Genomic DNA, 21332 nt, shown 5'->3' with positions numbered 1-21332 from the left:
GCCTTCTTGAGCGCCTTTGTCGTTAGTTCCGGGCCGTTCGGTGGCGCTTGACTGTGAAAGAGGCGGCGGTCAGCGGGGCAGCGCGGCCAGCGACCGCCCACGGTTCGCCCGGCGACCTTCGGGGTGTGTCGCGGCCAGAGCGGCCACCGCCCGGCTCGTGTCCAGCCGCGCCTGTGCCCGAGCCCGGTCCGCCAGGATCGCATCCCAGGCGTTGTCCCGGGCAGTACGAACGTTGTCCTCGCCCACCACCGCCCGCTGTACTCCGGTGGCGACGTCGGCGGCGAGGGAGACGAGAGTCCGCGAGAGGGTGGCGAACCCCATCGGCTGGGTATCAGTGGCAGTGGCCATCGTTCGACTCCGCAATCAATCGTCCGGCTGGCGGCGTTTCGGGGCGCCGGGACAAGTCTGCCCGAGTCACATGGTGGTGGAGTCCTATTTCCGCACGGTGACATGCACGTCAAACTGAAGTGGTATCGGCCGAACGGGCGAAGTGCCGCAGCGTAGAGCCGGTGCGGGAGATCCAGACGTGTGAGCGAACGAACAGCCGCAACGGGCAGCCTGGCATTATGCCCCAGCCCATTCCGTGAGGCGCGCCATACCCCCGGGAGGCCGTCACCCGCCGTGACCTCCTAGCATCGGGCCGGAGACACCCGGAGAGGGGAGTCATTACGTGACATCCGATCAGGCGGAAGTGGGCAGTGGCGGACCCGCGGCTCCGCAGAACGTTCTCGAAGAGATCCTCGCCGGGGTGCGTGAGGACGTAGCGGCACGTCAGGCGCGTACGCCGCTGGAAAAGGTGCGTGAGCTCGCGGCGGCGGCCCCGCCCGCGATCGACGCGTACGCGGCGTTGCGCAAGCCCGGTGTCGCGGTGATCGCCGAGGTGAAGCGGGCATCGCCGTCGAAGGGCGCGCTCGCCGACATTCCGGACCCGGCGGAGCTGGCGGGTGAGTATGCGGCGGGCGGCGCCCGGTGCATCAGTGTGCTCACCGAGGGACGCTGGTTCGGCGGCTCGCTGGAGGATCTGACCGCGGTTCGCAACGCCGTGAAGATCCCGGTGCTGCGCAAGGACTTCGTGGTCTCCAGCTATCAGGTGCACGAGGCCCGCGCGCACGGTGCCGACCTGGTGCTGCTGATCGTCGCGGCGCTGGAGCAGAACGCGCTTGTCGGCCTCCTGGAGCGGATCGAGTCGCTGGGCATGACCGCCCTCGTCGAAGTGCACAACGAGGAGGAGGCGGACCGGGCACTGGAGGCCAACGCGAAGGTGATCGGGGTCAACGCCCGGGACCTGCGTACGCTCCAGGTGGACCGGTCGGTCTTCGAGCGCATCGCGCCGGGCCTGCCGAACAACGTCGTGAAGATCGCGGAGTCGGGCGTGCGTGGCCCGCACGACCTGATCCGGTACGCGTCGGCCGGCGCCGACGCCGTGCTGGTCGGCGAGGGCCTGGTGACGCAGAAGTCGCCGCGTGACGCGGTGGCCGAGCTGGTCAACGCCGGTAACCACCCGGCGACGCCGAGGCCGGTCCGATGACCGCTCCGGCGCTGCCCGACCTCGCCGGTCACTTCGGCCGGTACGGCGGGCGGTTCGTCCCGGAGGCCCTCATCAAGGCGCTGGACGAACTGGAGGCGGCGTACCGGTCGGCGAAGCGGGATCCGGAGTTCCAGGCGCGGTTCCAGGATCTGCTGCTGAACTACGCGGGTGTGCCCTCGCTGCTGTACCGGGCGACCCGGCTCTCCGAGGCGCTCGGCGCGGAGATCCTGCTCAAGCGGGAGGACCTGAACCACACGGGTGCGCACAAGGTGCGCAACGTGCTGGGTCAGGCGCTGCTCGCCAAGCGGATGGGCAAGCCGCGGGTGATCGCCGAGACCGGGGCGGGACAGCACGGTGTCGCCAGCGCCACGGCGGCGGCCCTGCTCGACCTCGAGTGCACCGTCTACATGGGCGAGATGGACACCGAGCGGCAGGCGCTGAACGTGGCCCGGATGCGGATGCTCGGCGCCACCGTGGTCCCGGTGACCAACGGTTCGCGGACGCTGAAGGACGCGCTGAACGAGGCGCTGCGCGACTGGGTGACCACGGTCGAGACCACCCACTACCTGCTCGGTACGGCGGCCGGGCCGCACCCGTTCCCGGAGCTGGTCCGTGACTTCGTCGGCGGTATCGGTGTCGAGGCGCGGGCACAGTGCCTGGAGATGATCGGCCGCCTGCCGGACGCGGTCGCCGCGTGCGTCGGTGGCGGGTCGAACGCGATCGGCATCTTCCACGCGTTCGTGCCGGACGAGGGTGTCCGTCTCTACGGCTTCGAGGCCGGCGGTGACGGGGTGGAGACCGGGCGGCACGCGGCGTCGATCACCGGCGGTTCGGTGGGTGTGCTGCACGGCAACCGCACCTATCTGCTGCAGGACGAGGACGGGCAGACCATCGAGTCGCACTCGATCTCGGCGGGGCTGGACTACCCGGGTGTCGGTCCGGAGCACGCGTGGCTCAACGACACCGGGCGGGCCAGCTACGAGCCGGTGACCGACGCGGAGGCGATGGCGGCGTTCCAGCTGCTGTGCCGTACCGAGGGGATCATCCCGGCGATCGAGAGCTCGCACGCGCTCGCGGGCGTCGCCAAGATCGCTCCGCGCCTGCGCGCCGAGCTCGGGCGTACGCCGACGATCGTGGTGAACCTGTCCGGGCGCGGTGACAAGGACGTGCACACGGCCGGCGCGTACTTCGGCATCCTCGACCAGGTCGAGAAGGTCGTACCCGGGGAGAACACGTGAGCATCGCGGCGACGTTCGCCAAGGCGAGGTCCGAGAACCGGTCGGTGCTGGTGGGCTGCATGCCGGCCGGGTTCCCGACGGTGGACGACAGCATCGAGCAGATGATCGCGATGCACCGGTCCGGCTGCGATGTGATCGAGGTCGAGCTGCCGTACTCGGACCCGGTCATGGACGGCCCGGTGATCCAGAAGGCGAGCGACATCGCGCTGGCCAACGGGGTGCGCACCCGCGACACCCTGAAGATCATCGACGCGGTCTCGTCGGCGGGCGCCACGGTCGTGCTGATGACCTACTGGAACCCGATCGAGAAGTACGGTGTCGACGCGTTCGCCCGTGATCTCGCCGCGGCCGGCGCCACGGGTCTTATCACGCCGGACCTGATCCCGGACGAGGCGGCCGAGTGGATCGCCGCCTCCGACAATCACAAGATCGACCGTACGTTCCTGGTCGCGCCGTCGTCGACCGACGAGCGGATCGCGATGACCCTGGCCAACTGCCGCGGCTTCGTCTACGCGACCGCGCTGATGGGCGTCACCGGCGCCCGTACCTCGGTCTCCTCGCAGGCCCCCGAGCTGGTGTCCCGGATCCGGGCGATCGACCCGGAGATGCCGGTCGGTGTCGGCCTGGGGGTCGGCAACGGCAAGCAGGCCGCCGAGGTGGGCGCGTTCGCCGACGGCGTCATCGTCGGCAGCGCGCTGATCCGCTGCGTCCTGGACGCCCCGGACCGGGCGACCGGCCTGGACCGCCTGCGCGCGCTGAGCGCCGAGCTGGCCGACGGAGTCCGGACAAGATAACGAAAAGAAGGTGGCCCGGGCGGCGAAATTGAGACCCGCCCGGCCATCACAGGGAGGGCTCGCGGCGGTAGCGTGTGCACCCGTGAACATCGCCGCCATCCCCAGTCCCACCACGTCGGTGTGGCACCTCGGACCGCTGCCGATCCGCGCGTACGCGCTCTGCATCATCCTCGGCATGGTCGCCGCCACGCTCATCATGGAGCACCGGCTGCGCCGCCGCGGTGTGGCGCCGTGGACCTCGCTGGACATCGTGGTGTGGGCGGTGCCGTTCGGCATCATCGGCGCGCGGATCTACCACCTGATCACCTCGCCGCAGGACTACTTCGGCGCCGACGGTGACCCGATCCGTGCCTTCTACATCTGGGAGGGCGGCCTCGGCATCTGGGGCGCGGTGGGCGGTGGCGCGGTCGGCGCCTGGATCGCCGCTCGGCAGATCGGCCTGCCGCTGACCGTGATCGCCGACGCGCTCGCGCCCGGTCTGCCGGTCGCGCAGGCCATCGGCCGGTTCGGCAACTGGTTCAACAACGAGCTGTACGGCAAGGTCACCACGCTGCCGTGGGGTCTCGAGGTGCACGAGATGGACTCGGCGAACCCCGGGCACGCCACGGTGATCGACGGCGAGCCGGTGACCAAGCCCGAGCTCTACCACCCCACTTTCGCGTACGAGGCGATCTGGAACCTCGGCGTCGCCGGGCTGGTCTGGCTGCTGGACCGCAAGTTCAAGTTCGGCAAGGGCCGGGCCTTCGCGCTCTACGTGATGGCGTACACGGCGGGTCGCGCCTGGATCGAGATGCTCCGCGTCGACGAGGCGAACACCTTCTTCGGCGTACGTGTCAACGTCTTCGTCTCGTTCGTCATCTTCGCCGCCGCCACCGTCTACTTCGTGGTCAAGCGCGGCCCCCGGGAGTACGTGGTCCCGATCGACGCGCCCACCACCGCGCCGGAGCCGGCCGCCGAGAGCGACATCTCCTCGGTCGACGTCGCCGCCGACGAGGACACCGCCCGCAAGCCTCCGGTGGCGTACCAGGTGGTCAGCCTCGAACGGTTCCGGGAGTACCAGAAGACCGGCGTGCTGCCACCCGCCGACGCCGAGCCGGAGGCGGACGCGGACGCGGTACCGGCTTCGGTGGGCGGCTCCGAGGACAGCGACGAGGCCGGGACGACCCGGCCCGCGGACGACAACTGATTCGCGGGCGCCGGCATGCGTACGGCGGTGGTGGTGGGCGCGGGAATGGCCGGGCTGGCCGCCGCGGGCGCCCTGTCGCGGACCGGATGGCGCGTCACCCTGCTGGAACGCGGCGAGCGGATCGCCGCGCCGCCCACCGCGGTGGTGCTCTGGCCCAACGGCCTGCGCGCCCTCGCCGCGCTCGACCCGGACGGCGGCTGGTCAGCGATCGCGTCGCCGCTGCCTGACGGCGGCGTCCGCCGTCCCGACGGCCAGTGGCTGGTCACGCCGCGGTCCCGGACCGGGGCCGGCCCGGCGCCGGCCGCCGCGCACCTGGAGGACATCTACGACGCGCTGGTCGCCGGGCTGGGCGACCAGGTGGAGATCCGCACCGGCTTCGAGGCCACCACCGTGCGCGTCAGCCGCCGGCTGCGCCCGGCGGTCACCGACGGGCGGACCACGATCGAGGCGGACCTGCTGGTCGGCGCGGACGGCATCGACAGCCGGGTCCGCGCCGCGCTGGCGCCCGAGTCGGTCGCGCTCGGCTCCGGGTTCGCGGCCTGGCAGGCTGTGATCCCCGGCTTCCGGGTGCCGCGGCTCGACGACGACCACTGCGCGGGCGGCGAGATCCTCGGCGCGGGGTACCGGTTCGTCGCCATCCCGCTCGGCGAGCGCGCCGCGGGCAAGGGTGGCGTCTACTGGGTGGCCACCGCGGCCGGTGCCACCCGCCCCGAGCCGCCCGCCACCCAGCTGGCCCTGCTGCGCCGCTGGTTCGCCGGGTGGCCGGCGCCGGTCGGCGAGCTGCTCGCCGCCACCCGCCCGGAGGAGCTGGTCCCGCAGGGCGTGCGTGAGTTGCGGCCGCTTCCGCGCGCGTACGGCTTCGGTTCGGGCCCGGGAGGTGTGGTCCTGCTCGGCGACGCCGCCCACGCGATGCCGCACCACCTCGGCCAGGGCGCGTGCCTGGCGTTCGAGGACGCGGCCACGCTGCGCTCGCTGATGGCCGACGCGAAGCCCGGCCAGGACCTGTGTGCCGCGGTCGAGGCGTACAGCAGGCTGCGCCGCCCGCGCACCACCACCGTCGTCCGGCAGAACCGGCGGATGTCCGCGGTGGTCCAGGCTCGCGGCCGCCTCGCGCTGCGCGCCCGCGACGCCGCCCTCAACCACATGCGCCCGCGTCTGCTGGGCCGCACCCTCGATCCGGTCGCCGACTGGACGCCGCCGGACTGAAAGCGGGATTTCACCCGAACGGCACCTCATTGGTAAGGGCCTAGAGGATTATCGGCGCTTACCGCGTACCAAATCTTGGGAACTGTGAGCGAATCGCTCAGGCCGCGGCAGAGGCATGGTTTTCAGAGGGGGACCGCGGCGGGTTCGCCGATGCACGCGGTGCCGACCCGGCGGAAGCCGATCTTGGTGTAGAGCCGCGCCACGTCGTCGTCGCCGGCGGAGAGGAACACCAGGTTCACCCCGCTGTTGAGCAGGCGGCCGGCCAGCGTCGCGGTGAGCTGGGAGGCGTAACCGCGGCCGCGCGCCGACGGCAGCGTGGCGACACCCACCACCTCGGCGACGTCGTCAACACGCTGGCTGGTCGCGGTGGCCAGGATGCCGTCCTCGTTCGACTCGACCACCGCGGTCAGGTAGTCACCGCTGTCGAACATGGCGCCGGCCTGCCGCACGGCCTCGTCGCTCAGCGGCGCCGCGGCGTCCCGCTCGGCCGGCCCGGCGCCGTCGATGACCAGGGTTTTCTCGGCCGTCTCGAGCGCCGAGCGGTAGGCCGGGGCGCCGAAGCCGAGGCGGGCCACGGCCCGGGACGCGCGCAGCTCCTCGGCGAAGGAGGGTGACGCGGGATCCACGTAGCGGATGGAGGCGTCACGGACCGGAAGATCGGGTACGAGAGCCGCGGGATCCAGGGTCAGCAGGGGAGCGAGGAGCGCGTCCAGCCCGGCCGAACGCGCGACGGCGAGCATGTCCGGAGTCGTCTCGTGCACCCACTCGAACGTCTCCGGGACGCCGAGCTCGACCTGGCGCTGACGGGCCGCGGTGATGTCCGCCGCGGAAGGGGTGTGCGAACCTCGCCGCGGGCGGGCATAGTAGGGCCAGCCCTCCCCGTCGCGGATGAAGAGCGTCAGCGAGCCGATCTCCTCTATCCGCGACCACGGGCGAGGCAAAGCGTCGTAGAACCGTTCGAGTCGGTCGAAGAGGCCGGAATCCACTGGCGCCATCGCGCGAGACTACCGGTCCACGCACCGGCTGTGCTATTCAGTTCGTCCGCAGTGCGTGCGAGGTGTGACCAATCCGCATCTGGCGGAGATCAGCGCCTCTTAACGTAGACTCAAGAGACTTTGCAGGGCCGACGTCGTCCCGACCTCGAAACGAAACACCAGTGACGACAGGAGGCCCGGTGGCATATCCGCACCCCCAGGGGCTTTACGACCCGGCACAAGAACGCGATGCCTGCGGTGTGGCCTTCGTAGCCGACATTCACGGCCGTCGTTCTCATGACGTGGTCGCCAAGGGCCTGTCGGCGCTGATTCGCCTGGACCACCGCGGCGCCCGCGGCGCCGAGCAGAACACCGGTGACGGTGCCGGGATCATGATTCAGATTCCGGACGAGTTCTACCGCGCGGTGGCGGGCTTCCCGCTGCCGGCCGCCGGGAGCTACGCCGCCGGTCTGGTCTTCCTGCCCACGGACCCCGACGACGCGGCCCGGGCGATCAAGGTCTTCGAGAAGTACGTGCTCGTCGAGGGCGGCGAGGTGCTGGGCTGGCGCGACGTCCCGGTGGACCCGGACGACCTGGGCGCCACCGCCGAGGACGCCCGGCCCGCCATCCGGCAGGTCTTCCTGGCCGCGCACCGGCTCGTCGACTCGCCCGCCGGCCCGGCCGGTCAGCGGCTGTCCGGCATCGAGCTGGACCGGGTGGCGTTCTGCATCCGCAAGCAGGCCGAGCGGGAGACCTCGCAGCGTGGTGTCGCCGCCTACTTCCCGTCGCTGTCCGCGCGCACGATCACGTACAAGGGGATGCTCACCCCGGAGCAGCTGCCGGCGTTCTTCCCGGACCTGACCGACGAACGGGTCGAGAGCGCGATCGCCCTGGTGCACTCCCGGTTCTCGACGAACACGTTCCCGTCGTGGCCGCTCGCGCACCCGTACCGGTTGATCGCGCACAACGGTGAGATCAACACGATCCGCGGCAACAAGAACTGGATGGCCGCGCGCGAGGCGCTGCTGGCCTCCCCGAGCCTGCCCGGCAACATCAAGCGGCTCTTCCCGATCAACTCGCCGGAGGCGTCCGACTCGGCCAGCTTCGACGAGGTCCTCGAGCTGCTGCACCTGGCCGGGCGCAGCCTGCCGCACGCGGTGCTCATGATGATCCCGGAGGCTTGGGAGAACGACCCGGGGATGGAGCCCAAGCGGCGCGCCTTCTACCGGTTCCACGCGAGCCTGATGGAACCGTGGGACGGCCCGGCCGCCGTGGCGTTCACCGACGGCACGGTCATCGGCGCGGTGCTGGACCGCAACGGCCTGCGCCCCGGCCGCTGGTGGCACACCGCCGACGGCCTCGTGGTGCTCGGCTCCGAGGCCGGCGTCATCGACGTCGAGCCGGCGGACGTGGTGGCCAAGGGCCGTCTGCAGCCGGGCAAGATGTTCCTGGTCGACACGGCCGCCGGCCGCATCGTGCACGACGACGAGATCAAGGCTCAGCTCGCCGACGCCGAGCCGTACGCGGACTGGCTGCACGCCGGGATCATCGAGCTGGCCGATCTGCCGCCGCGTGAGCACGTCATCTACACCCACGACTCGGTGACCCGCCGCCAGCAGGTCTTCGGCTACACCGAGGAGGAGCTGAAGATCCTGGTGGCGCCGATGGCGCGCACCGGCGCCGAGCCGCTCGGCTCGATGGGCACCGACACCCCGATCTCGCCGCTCTCCACCCGTCCGCGGCTGCTGTTCGACTACTTCCACCAGCTGTTCGCGCAGGTGACCAACCCGCCGCTGGACGCGATCCGCGAGGAGCTGGTCACCAGCCTGGCGGCGACCATCGGGCCGGAGGGCAACCTCCTGAAGCCGGGTCCGGCGAGCTGCCGGCAGATCGCCATGCCGTACCCGATCATCGACAACGACGAGCTGGCCAAGATCCTCTCGATCGACGAGGACGGCGACCTGCCCGGGTTCAAGGCGGTCCGGGTCTCCGGCCTCTACCCGCTGCGGGACGGCGCGGCCGGCATCAAGGCCCGGCTCACCCAGATCTGCCGGCACGTCTCCGAGGCGATCGAGGACGGCGTCCGGATCCTGGTGCTCTCCGACCGCGACTCCAACGCGGACCTCGGGCCGATCCCGTCGCTGCTGCTCACCGCGGCCGTGCACCAGCACCTGGTGCGCGAGCAGACGCGTACTCAGGTGGCCCTCGTCGTCGAGTCCGGTGACTGCCGCGAGGTGCACCACGCGGCCACGCTGATCGGGTTCGGTGCGGCCGCGGTCAACCCGTACCTGGCTTTCGAGAGCGTCGACGACCTGATCGCCACGGGCGCGCTGAGCGGCATCGACCCGCGCAAGGCGGTGCGCAACTACGTGAAGGCGCTCGGCAAGGGCGTTCTGAAGATCATGTCCAAGATGGGCATCTCGACGGTCTCGTCGTACTGCGGCGCGCAGGTGTTCGAGGCCGTCGGCCTGGAGAACAAGCTGCTCCAGCGGTACTTCGCGGGTACCTCCGGCCGGATCGGCGGCATCGGCCTCGACGGCATCCACGCCGAGGTCAAGGCGCGGCACGAGAAGGCGTACCCGGCGAACCGGGCCGAGCGGGCGCACCGGCGGCTCGAGGTCGGCGGGGAGTACCAGTGGCGCCGTGAGGGCGAGGTGCACCTCTTCAACCCGGAGACCGTGTTCCTGCTGCAGCACGCGACGCGGTCCAAGCAGTACGACGTTTTCCGCAAATACACGGAAAAAGTGAACGCGCTGGCGGCGGAGGCCGGGCATCTGCGGGGCCTCTTCAGGTTCGCGGCGAACCGGACGCCGATTCCGATCGAGGACGTCGAGCCGGCGGAAGCGATCGTCAAGCGGTTCTCCACCGGCGCGATGAGCTACGGCTCGATCTCCGCCGAGTCGCACGAGACCCTCGCCATCGCGATGAACCGGCTGGGCGCCAAGTCCAACACCGGTGAGGGCGGCGAGGACGTCGAGCGCCTCTACGACCCGCAGCGCCGTTCCGCTATCAAGCAGATCGCGTCCGGCCGCTTCGGCGTGACCAGTGAATACCTGGTGAACGCGGACGACCTGCAGATCAAGATGGCGCAGGGCGCGAAGCCCGGCGAGGGTGGCCAGCTGCCCGGCAACAAGGTGTGGCCGTGGATCGCCAAGACCCGGCACGCCACTCCGGGCGTCGGGCTCATCTCGCCGCCGCCGCACCACGACATCTACTCCATCGAGGACCTCGCGCAGCTCGTGCACGACCTCAAGATGGTGAACCCGGCGTCGCGGGTGCACGTCAAGCTGGTCTCCGAGATCGGCGTCGGCACGGTGGCGGCCGGTGTGGCCAAGCTGAAGGCCGACGTCATCCTGATCTCCGGCCACGACGGCGGCACCGGCGCGTCCCCGCTGAACTCGCTCAAGCACGCCGGCACCCCGTGGGAGCTGGGCCTGGCCGAGGCGCAGCAGACGCTGCTGCTCAACAAGCTGCGGGACCGGGTCACCGTGCAGGTCGACGGCCAGCTCAAGACCGGCCGGGACGTGGTGATCGCGGCCCTGCTCGGCGCCGAGGAGTTCGGCTTCGCGACCGCGCCGCTGATCGTCTCCGGCTGCATCATGATGCGGGTCTGCCACCTGGACACCTGCCCGGTCGGCATCGCCACGCAGAACCCGGTGCTGCGCGAGCGCTTCACCGGCAAGCCGGAGTTCGTGGAGAACTTCTTCCTGTTCCTGGCCGAGGAGGTCCGCGAGATCCTCGCCGAGCTCGGCTTCCGCAGCATCGACGAGGCGATCGGCCAGGCCGACGTGCTCAACGTGACCGCGGCGGTCGACCACTGGAAGGCGAAGGGCCTCGACCTGGCGCCGGTGCTCTACGTGCCGGAGCTGCCCGAGGGCGCGGCCCGCCGCGGCGTCGTCGCCCAGGACCACGGTCTCGACCTGGCCCTGGACAACGAGCTGATCGCGCTGGCCCAGCCGGCCCTGGCCGAGGGCACCCCGGTCCGGGCCGAGCTGCCCACCCGCAACAACCAGCGCAGCGTCGGCGCGATGCTGGGCGGCGAGGTCAGCCGTCGCTACGGCGGCAACGGCCTGCCCGACGACACCATCGCGTTCACCCTGCGGGGCACCGGCGGCCAGTCGTTCGGCGCGTTCCTGCCGCGCGGCGTCACCCTGCGGCTGATCGGCGACACCAACGACTACGTCGCGAAGGGCCTCTCCGGCGGGCGGGTGATCGTGCGCCCCGCCGAGGACGCGCCGTTCGTCGCCGAGGAGAACATCATCGCCGGCAACACCATCCTGTACGGCGCCACCGGCGGCGAGCTGTTCCTGCGCGGCCGGGTCGGCGAGCGGTTCGCGGTGCGCAACTCCGGTGGCACCGCGGTCGTCGAGGGTGTCGGTGACCACGGCTGCGAGTACATGACCGGCGGCATCGTGGTGGTGCTCGGCCCGACCGGGCGCAACTTCGCGGCGGGCATGAGCGGCGGCAAGGCGTTCCTGCTCGACCTCGACCAGTCGCTGGTCAACCCGGAGCTGGTCGACCTGGCCCCGCTGACCGACGAGGAGCGTGACCAGCTGCGCTCGCTGGTGGAGAAGCACCACGGCGAGACCGACTCGGCGGTCGCCCGCAAGCTGCTCAAGGACTGGACCAACGCGGTGGAGCGGTTCACCGCCGTGGTGCCGCGCGACTACAAGCGCGTGATGGAACTGATCAGGACCGCCGAAGCCGCCGGTCGCAATGTTGACGAGGCGGTCATGGGGGTTACCAGTGCCTGATCCGAACGGTTTCCTCCGTTACGAGCGGCAGCTGCCGAAGCGCCGCCCGGTGCCGGTCCGCATCCTGGACTGGAAAGAGGTCTACCCGCCGGCCGGCGAGGAGCTGATCCGGGACCAGGCGACCCGCTGCATGGACTGCGGCATCCCGTTCTGTCACGACGGCTGCCCGCTGGGCAACCGCATCCCGGACTGGAACGACCTGGTGCGTACCGGGGCGTGGGAGGCGGCGGCCGAGTCGCTGCACGCCACCAACAACTTCCCGGAGTTCACCGGGCGGCTCTGCCCGGCGCCGTGCGAGGCGGCCTGCGTGCTGGGCATCGGCGACGACCCGGTGACCATCAAGCAGGTCGAGGTGGAGATCGCCAACCACGCGTTCGACCTGGGCTTCGTGAGCCCGCAGCCGGCGCCGGTGGCGACCGGCAAGTCGGTCGCGGTGGTCGGTTCCGGCCCGGCGGGCCTGGCGGCCGCGCAGCAGCTGGCGCGAGCCGGGCACGCGGTCACGGTCTACGAGCGCGACGACCGCATCGGAGGCCTTCTCCGGTACGGCATCCCCGACTTCAAGATCGAGAAGGACGTGATCGACGCCCGCCTCGCCCAGATGTCGGCCGAGGGTGTCGTGTTCCAGACCGGTGTCGAGGTCGGCGTCGACATCACCGCCGACGACCTGCGCGAACGGTACGACGCGGTGCTCCTGGCCGCGGGCGCGCTGGCCGGCCGGGACACTCCTGACACGCCGGGCCGCGAGCTCAACGGCGTACACCTGGCGATGGAGCACCTGGTCCCCGCCAACCGGATCGTCGCCGGCCTGCAGGACACCACGCCGATCGACGCCGCGGGCAAGCACGTCATCATCATCGGCGGTGGCGACACCGGCGCCGACTGCCTCGGCGTCGCGCACCGGCAGGGCGCCGCCTCGGTCACCCAGCTCGACCAGTACCCGTTGCCGCCGGAGATCCGGGCCGGTGTGCAGGACCCGTGGCCCACCTGGCCGCTGATCCTGCGCAACTACGCGGCGCACGAGGAGGGCGGCGAGCGCGTCTTCGGCGTGGCCGTCAGTGAGTTCGTCGGCGACGCCGACGGCAACCTCACCGCGATCCGCGTCGCCGACGTCCAGGTGCAACGGATCGACGGGGTGCGCACGGTCACCGTCGCGCCGGGCTCGGAGCGCGAGTTGCGCGCCGACCTGGTCCTTCTCGCCATCGGATTCGAGGGTACGGAGGACCAGCCGCTGCTCGCGCAGTTCGGCATCACCCGTAACCGCCGGGGCGTGCTCGACGCGGACGCCACGTGGCAGACCGGGGCCGAGGGCGTGTTCGTCGCCGGTGACATGCACAAGGGCGCCTCGCTGGTCGTGTGGGCGATCGCCGAGGGCCGGGCCGCAGCGGCGTCCATCCACCGGTACCTGGGCGCCGCCGGGGACCTGCCCGCGCCGGTGCGCTCGGACCAGCAGCCGCTGTCGGTCTGACGTCCACAGTTGGGAGGGCCCGCTGCCGGCGGGCCCTTTTTGCTGTTCAGAGCGTGCTTACGCCGTACCCGGCGAATGTGCCGACGATCGCCGGAAGGCGACCGATAAGCTGGACCCGCGGTCGCCGAAGCCCGCGGACGACGCAGCGAACCCCGTGGCGACGCGGGACGACCTCGCCGTCGACACCCGCAGTTCATGCCGAAGACGGGGGTCGGCCGCCGGGCTGACCCAGGAGAAGGACTAGCCTGATGGCCGTGACACGCCGCGTAAAGATCGTCTGCACCATGGGCCCCGCGACCAAATCCCCCGAGCGGATGCTCGGTCTGGTCGAGGCTGGGATGAACGTGGCCCGCATGAACTTCAGCCACGACACCCGCGAGAACCACCGGGAGATGTACGAGCTGGTTCGCGCCGCCGCCGAGCAGGCCGATCGCCCGGTCGCCATCCTCGCCGACCTGCAGGGACCGAAGATCCGGCTCGGCAAGTTCGCCGACGGCCCGCACCGCTGGGAGACCGGCGACCGTGTCGTCATCACCAGCGACGACATCCTGGGCACCAGGGAGCGGGTCTCCTGCACCTATACGAAGCTGCCGCAGGAGGTCAAGGTCGGTGACCGCCTCCTGATCGACGACGGCAAGGTCGCGGTCGAGGTCACCGGTGTCGAGGACAACGACATCCAGTGCCTGGTCACCGAGGGCGGCCCGGTCAGCAACAACAAGGGCGTCTCGCTGCCGAACGTCGCGGTGAGCGTCCCGGCGCTGAGCGACAAGGACGAGGAGGACCTGCGCTTCGCCCTGGGCCTCGGCGTCGACCTGATCGCGCTCTCGTTCGTCCGCGCGCCCGAGGACATCAACCTGGTCCACAAGATCATGGACGAGGAGGGCCGCCGGGTCCCGGTCATCGCGAAGGTGGAGAAGCCGGAGGCCGTCGAGCACCTCGAGGCCATCGTGCTCGCCTTCGACGGTGTCATGGTCGCCCGTGGTGACCTCGGCGTCGAGCTGCCGCTGGACCAGGTCCCGCTCGTGCAGAAGCGCGCCGTGCAGCTGTGCCGGGAGAACGCGAAGCCGGTCATCGTCGCCACCCAGATGCTCGACTCCATGATCGAGAATTCGCGGCCGACCCGCGCCGAGGCCTCCGACGTGGCGAACGCGGTGCTCGACGGCACCGACGCGGTCATGCTCTCCGGCGAGACCAGCGTCGGTAAGTACCCGGTGCTCACGGTCAGCACGATGGCGAAGATCGTCAGCACCACCGAGTCCGGCGGGATGGGCGTGCCGCGCCTGCAGCACGACCCGCGTACGCACGGTGGCGCCCTGACCGTCGCCGCCTCGCAGATCGCCCGCAACATCGGCGCCAAGGCCCTGGTCGCGTTCTCGCAGACCGGCGACACCGTGCGCCGCCTCGCCCGGCTCCACTGCGACCTGCCGCTCTACGCGTTCACCCCGGTCGCCGAGGTCCGCAACACCCTGGCCCTGAGCTGGGGCGTGGAGACGTTCCTGACCGACTTCGTCGAGCACACCGACGACATGTTCCGCCAGGTCGACGCGAAGATGCTGGGCCTCGGCCTGGCCAAGCCCGGCGACTACGTGGTCGTCGTGGCCGGCTCCCCGCCGAACGCGCCCGGTTCCACCAACACCCTGCGCGTGCACCAGCTGGGCTCACTGGTCGACCCGGCGACGGTGTGACCTTGCCGCTGCAGGGGCAGGCCGCCGTCGATCAGCTCCTGGAACTGCTCGATCTGGAGCGGATCGACGCGGCCACCTTCCGGGGCGAGAGCCCGCAGACCGGCGCCCAGCGCGTCTTCGGCGGCCAGGTCGCCGGGCAGGCGCTGGTCGCCGCGGGCCGCACCGTCGATCCGGACCGGCACGTCCACTCGCTGCACGGATACTTCGTGCGGCCGGGTGACCCGACCACGCCGATCACGTTCCAGGTCGAGCACATCCGCGACGGCCGCTCCTTCTCGGTGCGCCGGTCGACGGCCACCCAGCACGGCAAGACCATCTTCTTCATGTCGGCGTCGTTCCAGGTGCCGGAGGAGGGTCTGGACCACCACACCCCGGCGCCGGAGGGTGTTCCGCCGCCCGAGGAGGTGCCCACGATGCTGGACTGGGTGGAGCGGTACCCGGACCGGATGGCGCTGTTCAAGGCGGCACCGCGGGCTGTGGACGTGCGCTACGTGGGCGTACCCGGATGGGTGCCGCCGGGCGACCGCGAGATCGAGCCGCAGCAGCGCGTCTGGATGCGCTTCGACGGCAAGCTGCCGGACGATCCGCTGCTGCACGCGTGCGCGCTGACGTACGCCTCCGACCTGTCGCTGCTGGACGCCGTGCTGTCGACGCACGGCGAGGTGTGGGGACCGGGCGGCGTGATCGGTGCCAGCCTCGACCACGCGCTCTGGCTGCACCGGCCGTTCCGGGCCGACGAGTGGTTCCTCTACGACAGCGTCAGCCCGTCCGCCAGCGGCGCCCGTGGCCTGGCCAACGGGCGGATGTTCACGCGGGACGGCCGGCACATCGCGAGCGCCGTGCAGGAGGGCCTGCTCCGCCGCATCGGCGGTTAGGGCTTAGTTCCCGCCGGGGTGGATCCCGGTCCGGCGACTGACCGTTTTGCGGATCCACCTCCGGCGGGCGGGGACAGGTCTTCGCCTCATCGGCCTCCGCCCGGCCGCTCCACCTCGCCGCTGGCCCGCACCGCGGGCAGGCCCTCGACGCCCTCGGGCGTGTCCGGCGCCGCCGGGAGGTCCTTCGGCACGGTGTCGGCCTTGCGCTGCCCGGTGACACCGGCCTGCGCCAGCATCGTGTCCAGCTCCGCGGTGGTACGCACCACACGGTCGTGAAAGGTCTCCCCGGTCCCGGTCTCGCCGGGCGCGGTGACCGTGGAGGCCGACGTCTGTGTCCGGGCCCGGTGACGTGCCCGCGAGCGTCCCTCGAAGTCGGTCAGGCCCGCCGAGTAGCCCGCCACGCCCGCCGCCCGTTCCGGCGGCAGCTCGAGCACGTCCTTGCGAGGGCCGGCGACCTCCCGCAACCTGAACGCGGTCACCAGGTCCGCGACCGCGCGCAGCACCCCGAGCCCGCCCAGCGTGACGACTGCCAGCTCCGCGGTACGCGAGAACGGGCTGGCCGAGAAGAACCCGAGGGCCGTCTCCAGCACGCCGACGGTCACGATCAGGCTCCACACCCGGTCCGAGCCGCGCGTCATGATCCCGACCGCCACGTCGACCGCGCCGCGCACCATCAGGTACCAGCCGATCAGCGAGGCCGGCGTGGTGAAGGTGGAGTCGGGTGCGGTCATCATCACCGCGGCGGTCGCGGCGAACAGCCCGGTCAGGCACGCGTTCAGCCACCACGTGCGGGTGCCGGCCAGCGTGCGGATCAATTCGCACACGGCGCCGAACAGGATGACCGGCCCGGCCACCGCGGCGATGTCGGTGGGCTCCAGCCGCAGCACCGCCCAGGAGATCGCCAGCCACGCCGTTCCCGCGAACATCAGGAATCCCCACATGCTCCCGCGCGCGACGGTCAAGGGCGAAGAACCGGACCACAACATGAGGCCTCCCGCTGAAGCTGTCCCTGCCATGACAGCATCCGGTGCGGGTCCCGGCCCGGGGTTCGGGCAGATTGCCCCGGGCTTCATAAAGGCGTCATGGCGTTCTTAACGCGTCCGCCATCGCAGTGAAATAAAACGCGCGTGAATGCGTGTTTCAGCAATTGTTGCTGAATTGTTCCCGGTGCGGATCGTGCGCGCATAGATGCACGTCAACCGTTAATTGATTGTGCCCCCGGTGGGATTCGAACCCACACTGTATGGTGTTTGAGACCATCTTCTCTGCCGGTTGGAATACAGGGGCCAGCCTGCTCATCTTGGCATGCCCGTCGCGGGCATATCCAACCGGGCATGAGTTGGTCACGCCAGGATGAGTCCCGGACAGCCTACCCACTAGGCTGAGGGCGGCGGTACCCACATCCGGGGTGTCGCGACTTCGACGTTCTGGGGGTAGGGGTTTCCGTGGCCGACACGCAGGCTGGTGCCGAGCGCAAGCGGGTGCTCATCGCCGAGGACGAGGCCCTGATCCGGCTGGACCTCGCCGAGATGCTCGTCGAGGAGGGCTACGACGTCGTCGGCGAGGCCGGCGACGGCGAGACGGCCGTGCGGCTGGCCGAGGACCTCAAGCCGGATCTGGTGATCCTGGACATCAAGATGCCGATCATGGACGGCCTCGCCGCCGCCGAGCGCATCGCGGGCGGCCGGATCGCGCCGGTCGTCATCCTGACCGCGTTCAGCCAGCGTGATCTCGTGGAGCGGGCCCGCGCCGCCGGCGCGATGGCGTACCTGGTGAAGCCGTTCCAGAAGTCGGACCTGGTGCCGGCCATCGAGATCGCGCTCTCGCGCTACTCGGAGATCGCCGCGCTGGAGTCCGAGGTGGCCGGCCTGACCGACCGCCTGGAGACCCGCAAGTCGGTGGAGCGGGCGAAGGGCGAGCTCATGACGAAGTACGCGATGACCGAGCCGCAGGCGTTCAAGTGGATCCAGCGGACCGCGATGGACCACCGGATGACGATGCGTGAGGTAGCAGATCGCATCCTCGCGGAGGGTCAGGAATCCGGCTCTCCCCAGGCTTAAGTTGACCTTGACAGACGATTGCCCGTAACACTCTCCTCGTGCGCCCGGTCACGGCACGTAACGGTTCGGTCAAAGCCCGTTTGAACGCTACCTAGCTGTGACTCTCCTGGGATAGCGTCCGGCCCCATGACGGGCTGATGGCGCACGACCCGGCACGCAAGTGCCAATCGGCGACCGGTGGCCCGGTGGGTTCGGTATGGAGGAGGGTTCCAACCTTGAGGCAGGTTCTCGCGCGAGCGATCGGCGGAGTGGCCATCATCGGGCTGCTCGCCGGTTCGGCAGCTTGTAACAAGGATACGAGCAGCGATACGGCGACGGGTTCGAACTGCGGCTACAAGCTTGCGTTCTTCGGCGCGCTCACCGGTTCGGCCGCCAACCTGGGTGTCAACATCGAGCAGGGCTTCGAGCTCGCCATCACCCAGTACAACGAGAAGAAGGGGTCGACCTGCATCGAGGTCGCCAAATTCGACTCGCAGGGTGCAGCTGAGGTCGCCCCGGGTGTTGCTCGTAGCCTGGTCGCAGACAAGAAGATCATCGGTATCGTCGGCCCGCCGTTCTCCGGCGAGTCCGAGGCCGCTGACCCGATCTTCGAGGAGGCCGGTATCCCGACGATCACCCCGTCGGCGACCCGAGTGTCCCTCTCGTCGAAGGGCTGGAAGGTGTTCCACCGCGCCGTCGCGAACGACGACGCGCAGGGCCCGGCCGGTGCGGCGTACATCAAGGACGTTCTGAAGGCCGAGAAGGTCTTCGTGGCCGACGACCAGTCCGCGTACGGCGCGGGTCTGGCCGATGTGGTCAAGTCCAAGCTCGGCGCGCTGGTGGTGCAGAGCGACAAGACCGAGGGTGACGGCAAGCAGGCCGACTTCTCGGCGCTGGTGCAGAAGGTCGTCTCCAGCCAGGCGACTGCCCTGTTCTACGGCGGTTACTACACCAACGCCGGTCTGATCCGTAAGCAGCTGACCGCCGCGGGCTGGAAGGGCACGCTGGTCGGTGGCGACGGCATGAAGGACCCGGGTCTGTCCAAGGCGGCCGGTAACGCCGCTGCGGAGGGCACCGTGGTGACCTGCCCGTGCTCGCCCGCCGCTGAGGCCGGCGACGAGTTCAACAACGCGTTCAAGACCAAGTGGGGCGTCCCGGCGGGTACCTACTCCGACGTGGCGTACGACGCGGCGAACATCTTCCTGCAGGGCATCGACGCGGGCAACACGACGCCGCAGAAGCTCAACGAGTACCTGTCGACCGTGAACTACAAGGGCATTGCGAACACCTACAAGTTCACCGCCACCGGTGAGCTGGACCCGACGCTGATCAAGGTGTGGGCGTTCAAGTTCGACTCGGCTGGTGTGGACCAGGCGGACCAGGAGATCAAGGTTTCCTGACCTTTCGGCGGTAACTCTTGGTAGGGCCGGTGTGGCCGGATGATCTCCGGCCACACCGACCTCGTCGTTTTGGAGCCCTTTAGTGGATTTCGCTGGTCTGATCGAAAACTTCGGGCCGCTCACCATCACCGGTCTGGCGCAGGGCGCGATCATCGCCCTGTTCGCCTTGGGCTACACCCTGGTCTACGGTGTGCTGCGGCTCATCAACTTCGCCCACTCGGAAGTGTTCCTCGTGGGTACCTACGCGTGTCTGATCGTGTGGGGTTTCTTCGGACTGGACCAGAACTCGGCGGCGCCCGAGCTCGGTCCCATGATTGGTTTCCTGCTTCTCGGCCTGGTGGCGTCGATCATCGTGTCCGGCCTCGCCGCGCTGCTGGTCGAGCTGGTCGCCTACCGCCCGCTGCGTAAGCGCAACGCGCCGCCGCTGGCGTTCCTGATCACCGCGATCGGTGCCTCACTGGCCATCTCCGAGCTGGTCGGCGTGCTGACCCGCCGCAACCCGACCGGTGTGCCGCCGATCATCCAGCAGAAGGATCTGCTGGTCATCGGCAACACGCACATCACCAACCTGCAGGTTCTGATCATCGCCCTGGCGCTGGTCATGATGTACGTGCTCGACCGCTTCATCAACAGCTCACGGCTCGGCCGGGGCATCCGGGCGGTCGCACAGAACCCGGACAGCGCCGCCCTGATGGGCGTGAACAAGTCCCGGGTCATCGCCCTGGTCTTCCTCCTCGGTGGTCTGATGGCCGGTATCGCCGCGGTGATGTACGACCTGAAGATCGGCATCATCAAGTACGACGCCGGGTTCATCCTGGGTATCGAGGCGTTCACCGCAGCGGTGCTCGGCGGCATCGGCAACCTGCGCGGCGCCCTGCTGGGCGGTCTGCTGCTAGGCGTCCTGCAGAACTACGCGGCCGGCTTGTTCGGCACGGAGTGGCTGCACGCCGCCGCCTTCGTGGCGCTGGTCGTGATCCTGCTGTTCCGGCCGACCGGTCTGCTGGGTGAGTCTCTCGGAAAGGCACGGGCATGAGCGAGGCGACCACCACCAAGCGCAGTTCCGCCGCGGTACGCGGCTGGTTCGGCAGGCAATCCCTCGCCGTCCGAACCGTCGTCGTCGCCCTCGTGGCGATCGGCGCCTATCTGCTGCCGTACGTGGGGTCGATCCCGGTGATCGGCCCGCAGATCGAGACACAGGGCATCGACTGGCCCAGCTCGCTGTTCAACATGTCCTACTACGTTCTGCTGGCTCTCGGCCTGAACGTGGTGGTCGGCTTCGCCGGCCTGCTGGACCTGGGATACGTCGGCTTCTTCGCCGTCGGCGCGTACGCGACGGCGCTGCTGACCTCGCCGGACAGCATCCTGCACACCGAGTGGGCGTGGCTGGCCGCGGTGCCGATCGCGCTCGCCGTCACCATGGTGGCCGGTGTGATCCTGGGCTGGCCGACACTGCGGTTGCGCGGTGACTATCTGGCGATCGTGACGCTCGGCTTCGCCGAGATCATCCGCATCGTGGCCACCAGCACCGACACCCTGCGCGGCGACCGGGGCTTCTCCAGCCTGCCGCACCCGCCCGGCACCCTCCCGGACGGCAGCAAGATCTTCGGGGTCTCGGACGCGACGCCGTACTACTGGCTCGGCCTCTCGGTGATCATCCTGGTCATCATCGGCTGCCGGAACCTGGACCGCAGCCGGGTCGGCCGCTCCTGGCTGGCGATCCGTGAGGACGAGGAAGCCGCCGAGATCATGGGCGTGCGGACCATCAAGTACAAGCTGTGGGCGTTCGCCATCGGCGCGTTCATCGGCGGTCTCGGTGGTGTCCTCTTCGCCGGCAACCAGGGCTTCATCAACTCGCAGACGTTCATCCTCCAGTTCTCGATCCTGGTCCTGGCGGGCGTGGTCATGGGTGGCTCCGGCAACATCGCCGGTGCGATCCTGGGTGGTGCGCTGATCTCGTACATCCCGGACCGCCTGCGCGGCATCCAGGACCCGTTCTTCGACTACGACCTGTTCGAGTACCGGTTCGTGATCTTCGGTGTCGTGATCATCTTGATCATGGTGCTGCGGCCGCAGGGTCTCATCCCGAGCCGCCGCCGTGCGATGGAGCTCAAGGACCGTGAGAAGGAGGTGGCTCCCCAGTGAGTGAGCCGCACATCGAGACTCCTGAAGAGCTCGACAGGGCGAACGC

16 protein-coding genes and 1 tRNA gene are annotated in these 21332 nt (G+C 69.9%); 13 read left to right on the top strand and 4 right to left on the bottom strand.

Annotated features, from left to right (window positions below; translation table 11 throughout):
- Positions 1-69 precede the first annotated feature (69 nt).
- Positions 70-348: a hypothetical protein gene (locus tag AB0M02_RS15995; protein ID WP_364227012.1), complete on the bottom strand. Its 279-nt coding sequence runs from the start codon at positions 346-348 to the stop codon at positions 70-72.
- Between the two features lie 322 nt (positions 349-670).
- On the opposite strand from AB0M02_RS15995, the gene trpC reads away from it, so the two are divergent.
- From trpC to AB0M02_RS15970, 5 genes are all read left to right on the top strand, one after another.
- Entirely contained in the window at positions 671-1528 is an 858-nt protein-coding gene (trpC, locus tag AB0M02_RS15990) for an indole-3-glycerol phosphate synthase TrpC (protein WP_364227009.1), read from the top strand.
- On the top strand, positions 1525-2766 hold the full coding sequence (trpB, locus tag AB0M02_RS15985) for a tryptophan synthase subunit beta (protein ID WP_364227006.1): 1242 nt from the start codon (positions 1525-1527) through the stop codon (positions 2764-2766). The genes trpC and trpB overlap by 4 nt, the downstream gene beginning before the upstream one ends.
- Positions 2763-3560, top strand: coding sequence for a tryptophan synthase subunit alpha (trpA, locus tag AB0M02_RS15980; protein ID WP_364227003.1), 798 nt, complete (start codon positions 2763-2765; stop codon positions 3558-3560). The genes trpB and trpA overlap by 4 nt, the downstream gene beginning before the upstream one ends.
- 82 nt (positions 3561-3642) lie before the next feature.
- On the top strand, positions 3643-4746 hold the full coding sequence (lgt, locus tag AB0M02_RS15975) for a prolipoprotein diacylglyceryl transferase (protein WP_364227000.1): 1104 nt from the start codon (positions 3643-3645) through the stop codon (positions 4744-4746).
- Positions 4747-4761: 15 nt separating this feature from the next.
- Positions 4762-5952, top strand: coding sequence for an NAD(P)/FAD-dependent oxidoreductase (locus tag AB0M02_RS15970; protein ID WP_364226997.1), 1191 nt, complete (start codon positions 4762-4764; stop codon positions 5950-5952).
- A 122-nt stretch (positions 5953-6074) separates the two neighbouring features.
- Here the strand turns inward: AB0M02_RS15970 and AB0M02_RS15965 are convergent, their stop codons facing one another.
- A complete protein-coding gene (locus tag AB0M02_RS15965; protein ID WP_364226995.1) occupies positions 6075-6947 on the bottom strand; it encodes a GNAT family N-acetyltransferase in 873 nt (290 codons plus the stop codon).
- Positions 6948-7108: 161 nt separating this feature from the next.
- Here AB0M02_RS15965 and gltB point away from each other — a divergent pair, with 161 nt between their 5' ends.
- From gltB to AB0M02_RS15945, 4 genes are all read left to right on the top strand, one after another.
- On the top strand, positions 7109-11680 hold the full coding sequence (gltB, locus tag AB0M02_RS15960) for a glutamate synthase large subunit (RefSeq protein ID WP_364226992.1): 4572 nt from the start codon (positions 7109-7111) through the stop codon (positions 11678-11680).
- The gene (locus tag AB0M02_RS15955) at positions 11673-13145 is read left to right on the top strand and encodes a glutamate synthase subunit beta (protein WP_364226989.1); all 1473 of its coding nucleotides are present in this window, start codon (positions 11673-11675) and stop codon (positions 13143-13145) included. Before gltB ends, AB0M02_RS15955 begins: the two co-directional genes overlap by 8 nt.
- Before the next feature lie 248 nt (positions 13146-13393).
- Positions 13394-14830, top strand: coding sequence for a pyruvate kinase (pyk, locus tag AB0M02_RS15950; protein WP_364226986.1), 1437 nt, complete (start codon positions 13394-13396; stop codon positions 14828-14830).
- Entirely contained in the window at positions 14827-15705 is an 879-nt protein-coding gene (locus tag AB0M02_RS15945) for an acyl-CoA thioesterase II (RefSeq protein ID WP_364226983.1), read from the top strand. Before pyk ends, AB0M02_RS15945 begins: the two co-directional genes overlap by 4 nt.
- A gap of 86 nt (positions 15706-15791) precedes the next feature.
- Here AB0M02_RS15945 and AB0M02_RS15940 read toward each other — a convergent pair whose 3' ends face one another.
- Positions 15792-16631, bottom strand: a complete 840-nt coding sequence (locus AB0M02_RS15940) for a DUF308 domain-containing protein (protein ID WP_364226980.1) — start codon at positions 16629-16631, stop codon at positions 15792-15794.
- Positions 16632-16918: 287 nt separating this feature from the next.
- A tRNA-Leu gene (locus AB0M02_RS15935) sits at positions 16919-16992 on the bottom strand.
- Positions 16993-17150: 158 nt separating this feature from the next.
- Between AB0M02_RS15935 and AB0M02_RS15930 the strand changes: the two genes are divergently transcribed.
- The 4 genes from AB0M02_RS15930 to AB0M02_RS15915 all read left to right on the top strand — a co-directional run bounded on the left by AB0M02_RS15930 (position 17151) and on the right by AB0M02_RS15915 (position 21286).
- Positions 17151-17765 (top strand): response regulator, encoded by a 615-nt coding sequence (locus tag AB0M02_RS15930; protein ID WP_364226977.1) that lies wholly within the window; start codon positions 17151-17153, stop codon positions 17763-17765.
- A 215-nt stretch (positions 17766-17980) separates the two neighbouring features.
- Positions 17981-19144: a branched-chain amino acid ABC transporter substrate-binding protein gene (locus AB0M02_RS15925; RefSeq protein ID WP_364226975.1), complete on the top strand. Its 1164-nt coding sequence runs from the start codon at positions 17981-17983 to the stop codon at positions 19142-19144.
- 82 nt (positions 19145-19226) lie between these two features.
- On the top strand, positions 19227-20177 hold the full coding sequence (locus AB0M02_RS15920; protein ID WP_364226973.1) for a branched-chain amino acid ABC transporter permease: 951 nt from the start codon (positions 19227-19229) through the stop codon (positions 20175-20177).
- Positions 20174-21286, top strand: a complete 1113-nt coding sequence (locus tag AB0M02_RS15915; RefSeq protein ID WP_364226970.1) for a branched-chain amino acid ABC transporter permease — start codon at positions 20174-20176, stop codon at positions 21284-21286. The genes AB0M02_RS15920 and AB0M02_RS15915 overlap by 4 nt, the downstream gene beginning before the upstream one ends.
- Positions 21287-21332: the final 46 nt, after the last annotated feature.

Source organism: Actinoplanes sp. NPDC051861, assembly GCF_040681145.1.
GTDB lineage: Bacteria > Actinomycetota > Actinomycetes > Mycobacteriales > Micromonosporaceae > Actinoplanes.
The sequence above is the reverse complement of the archived record's forward strand: the minus strand, read 5'-3'. Positions and strand labels throughout refer to the sequence as shown.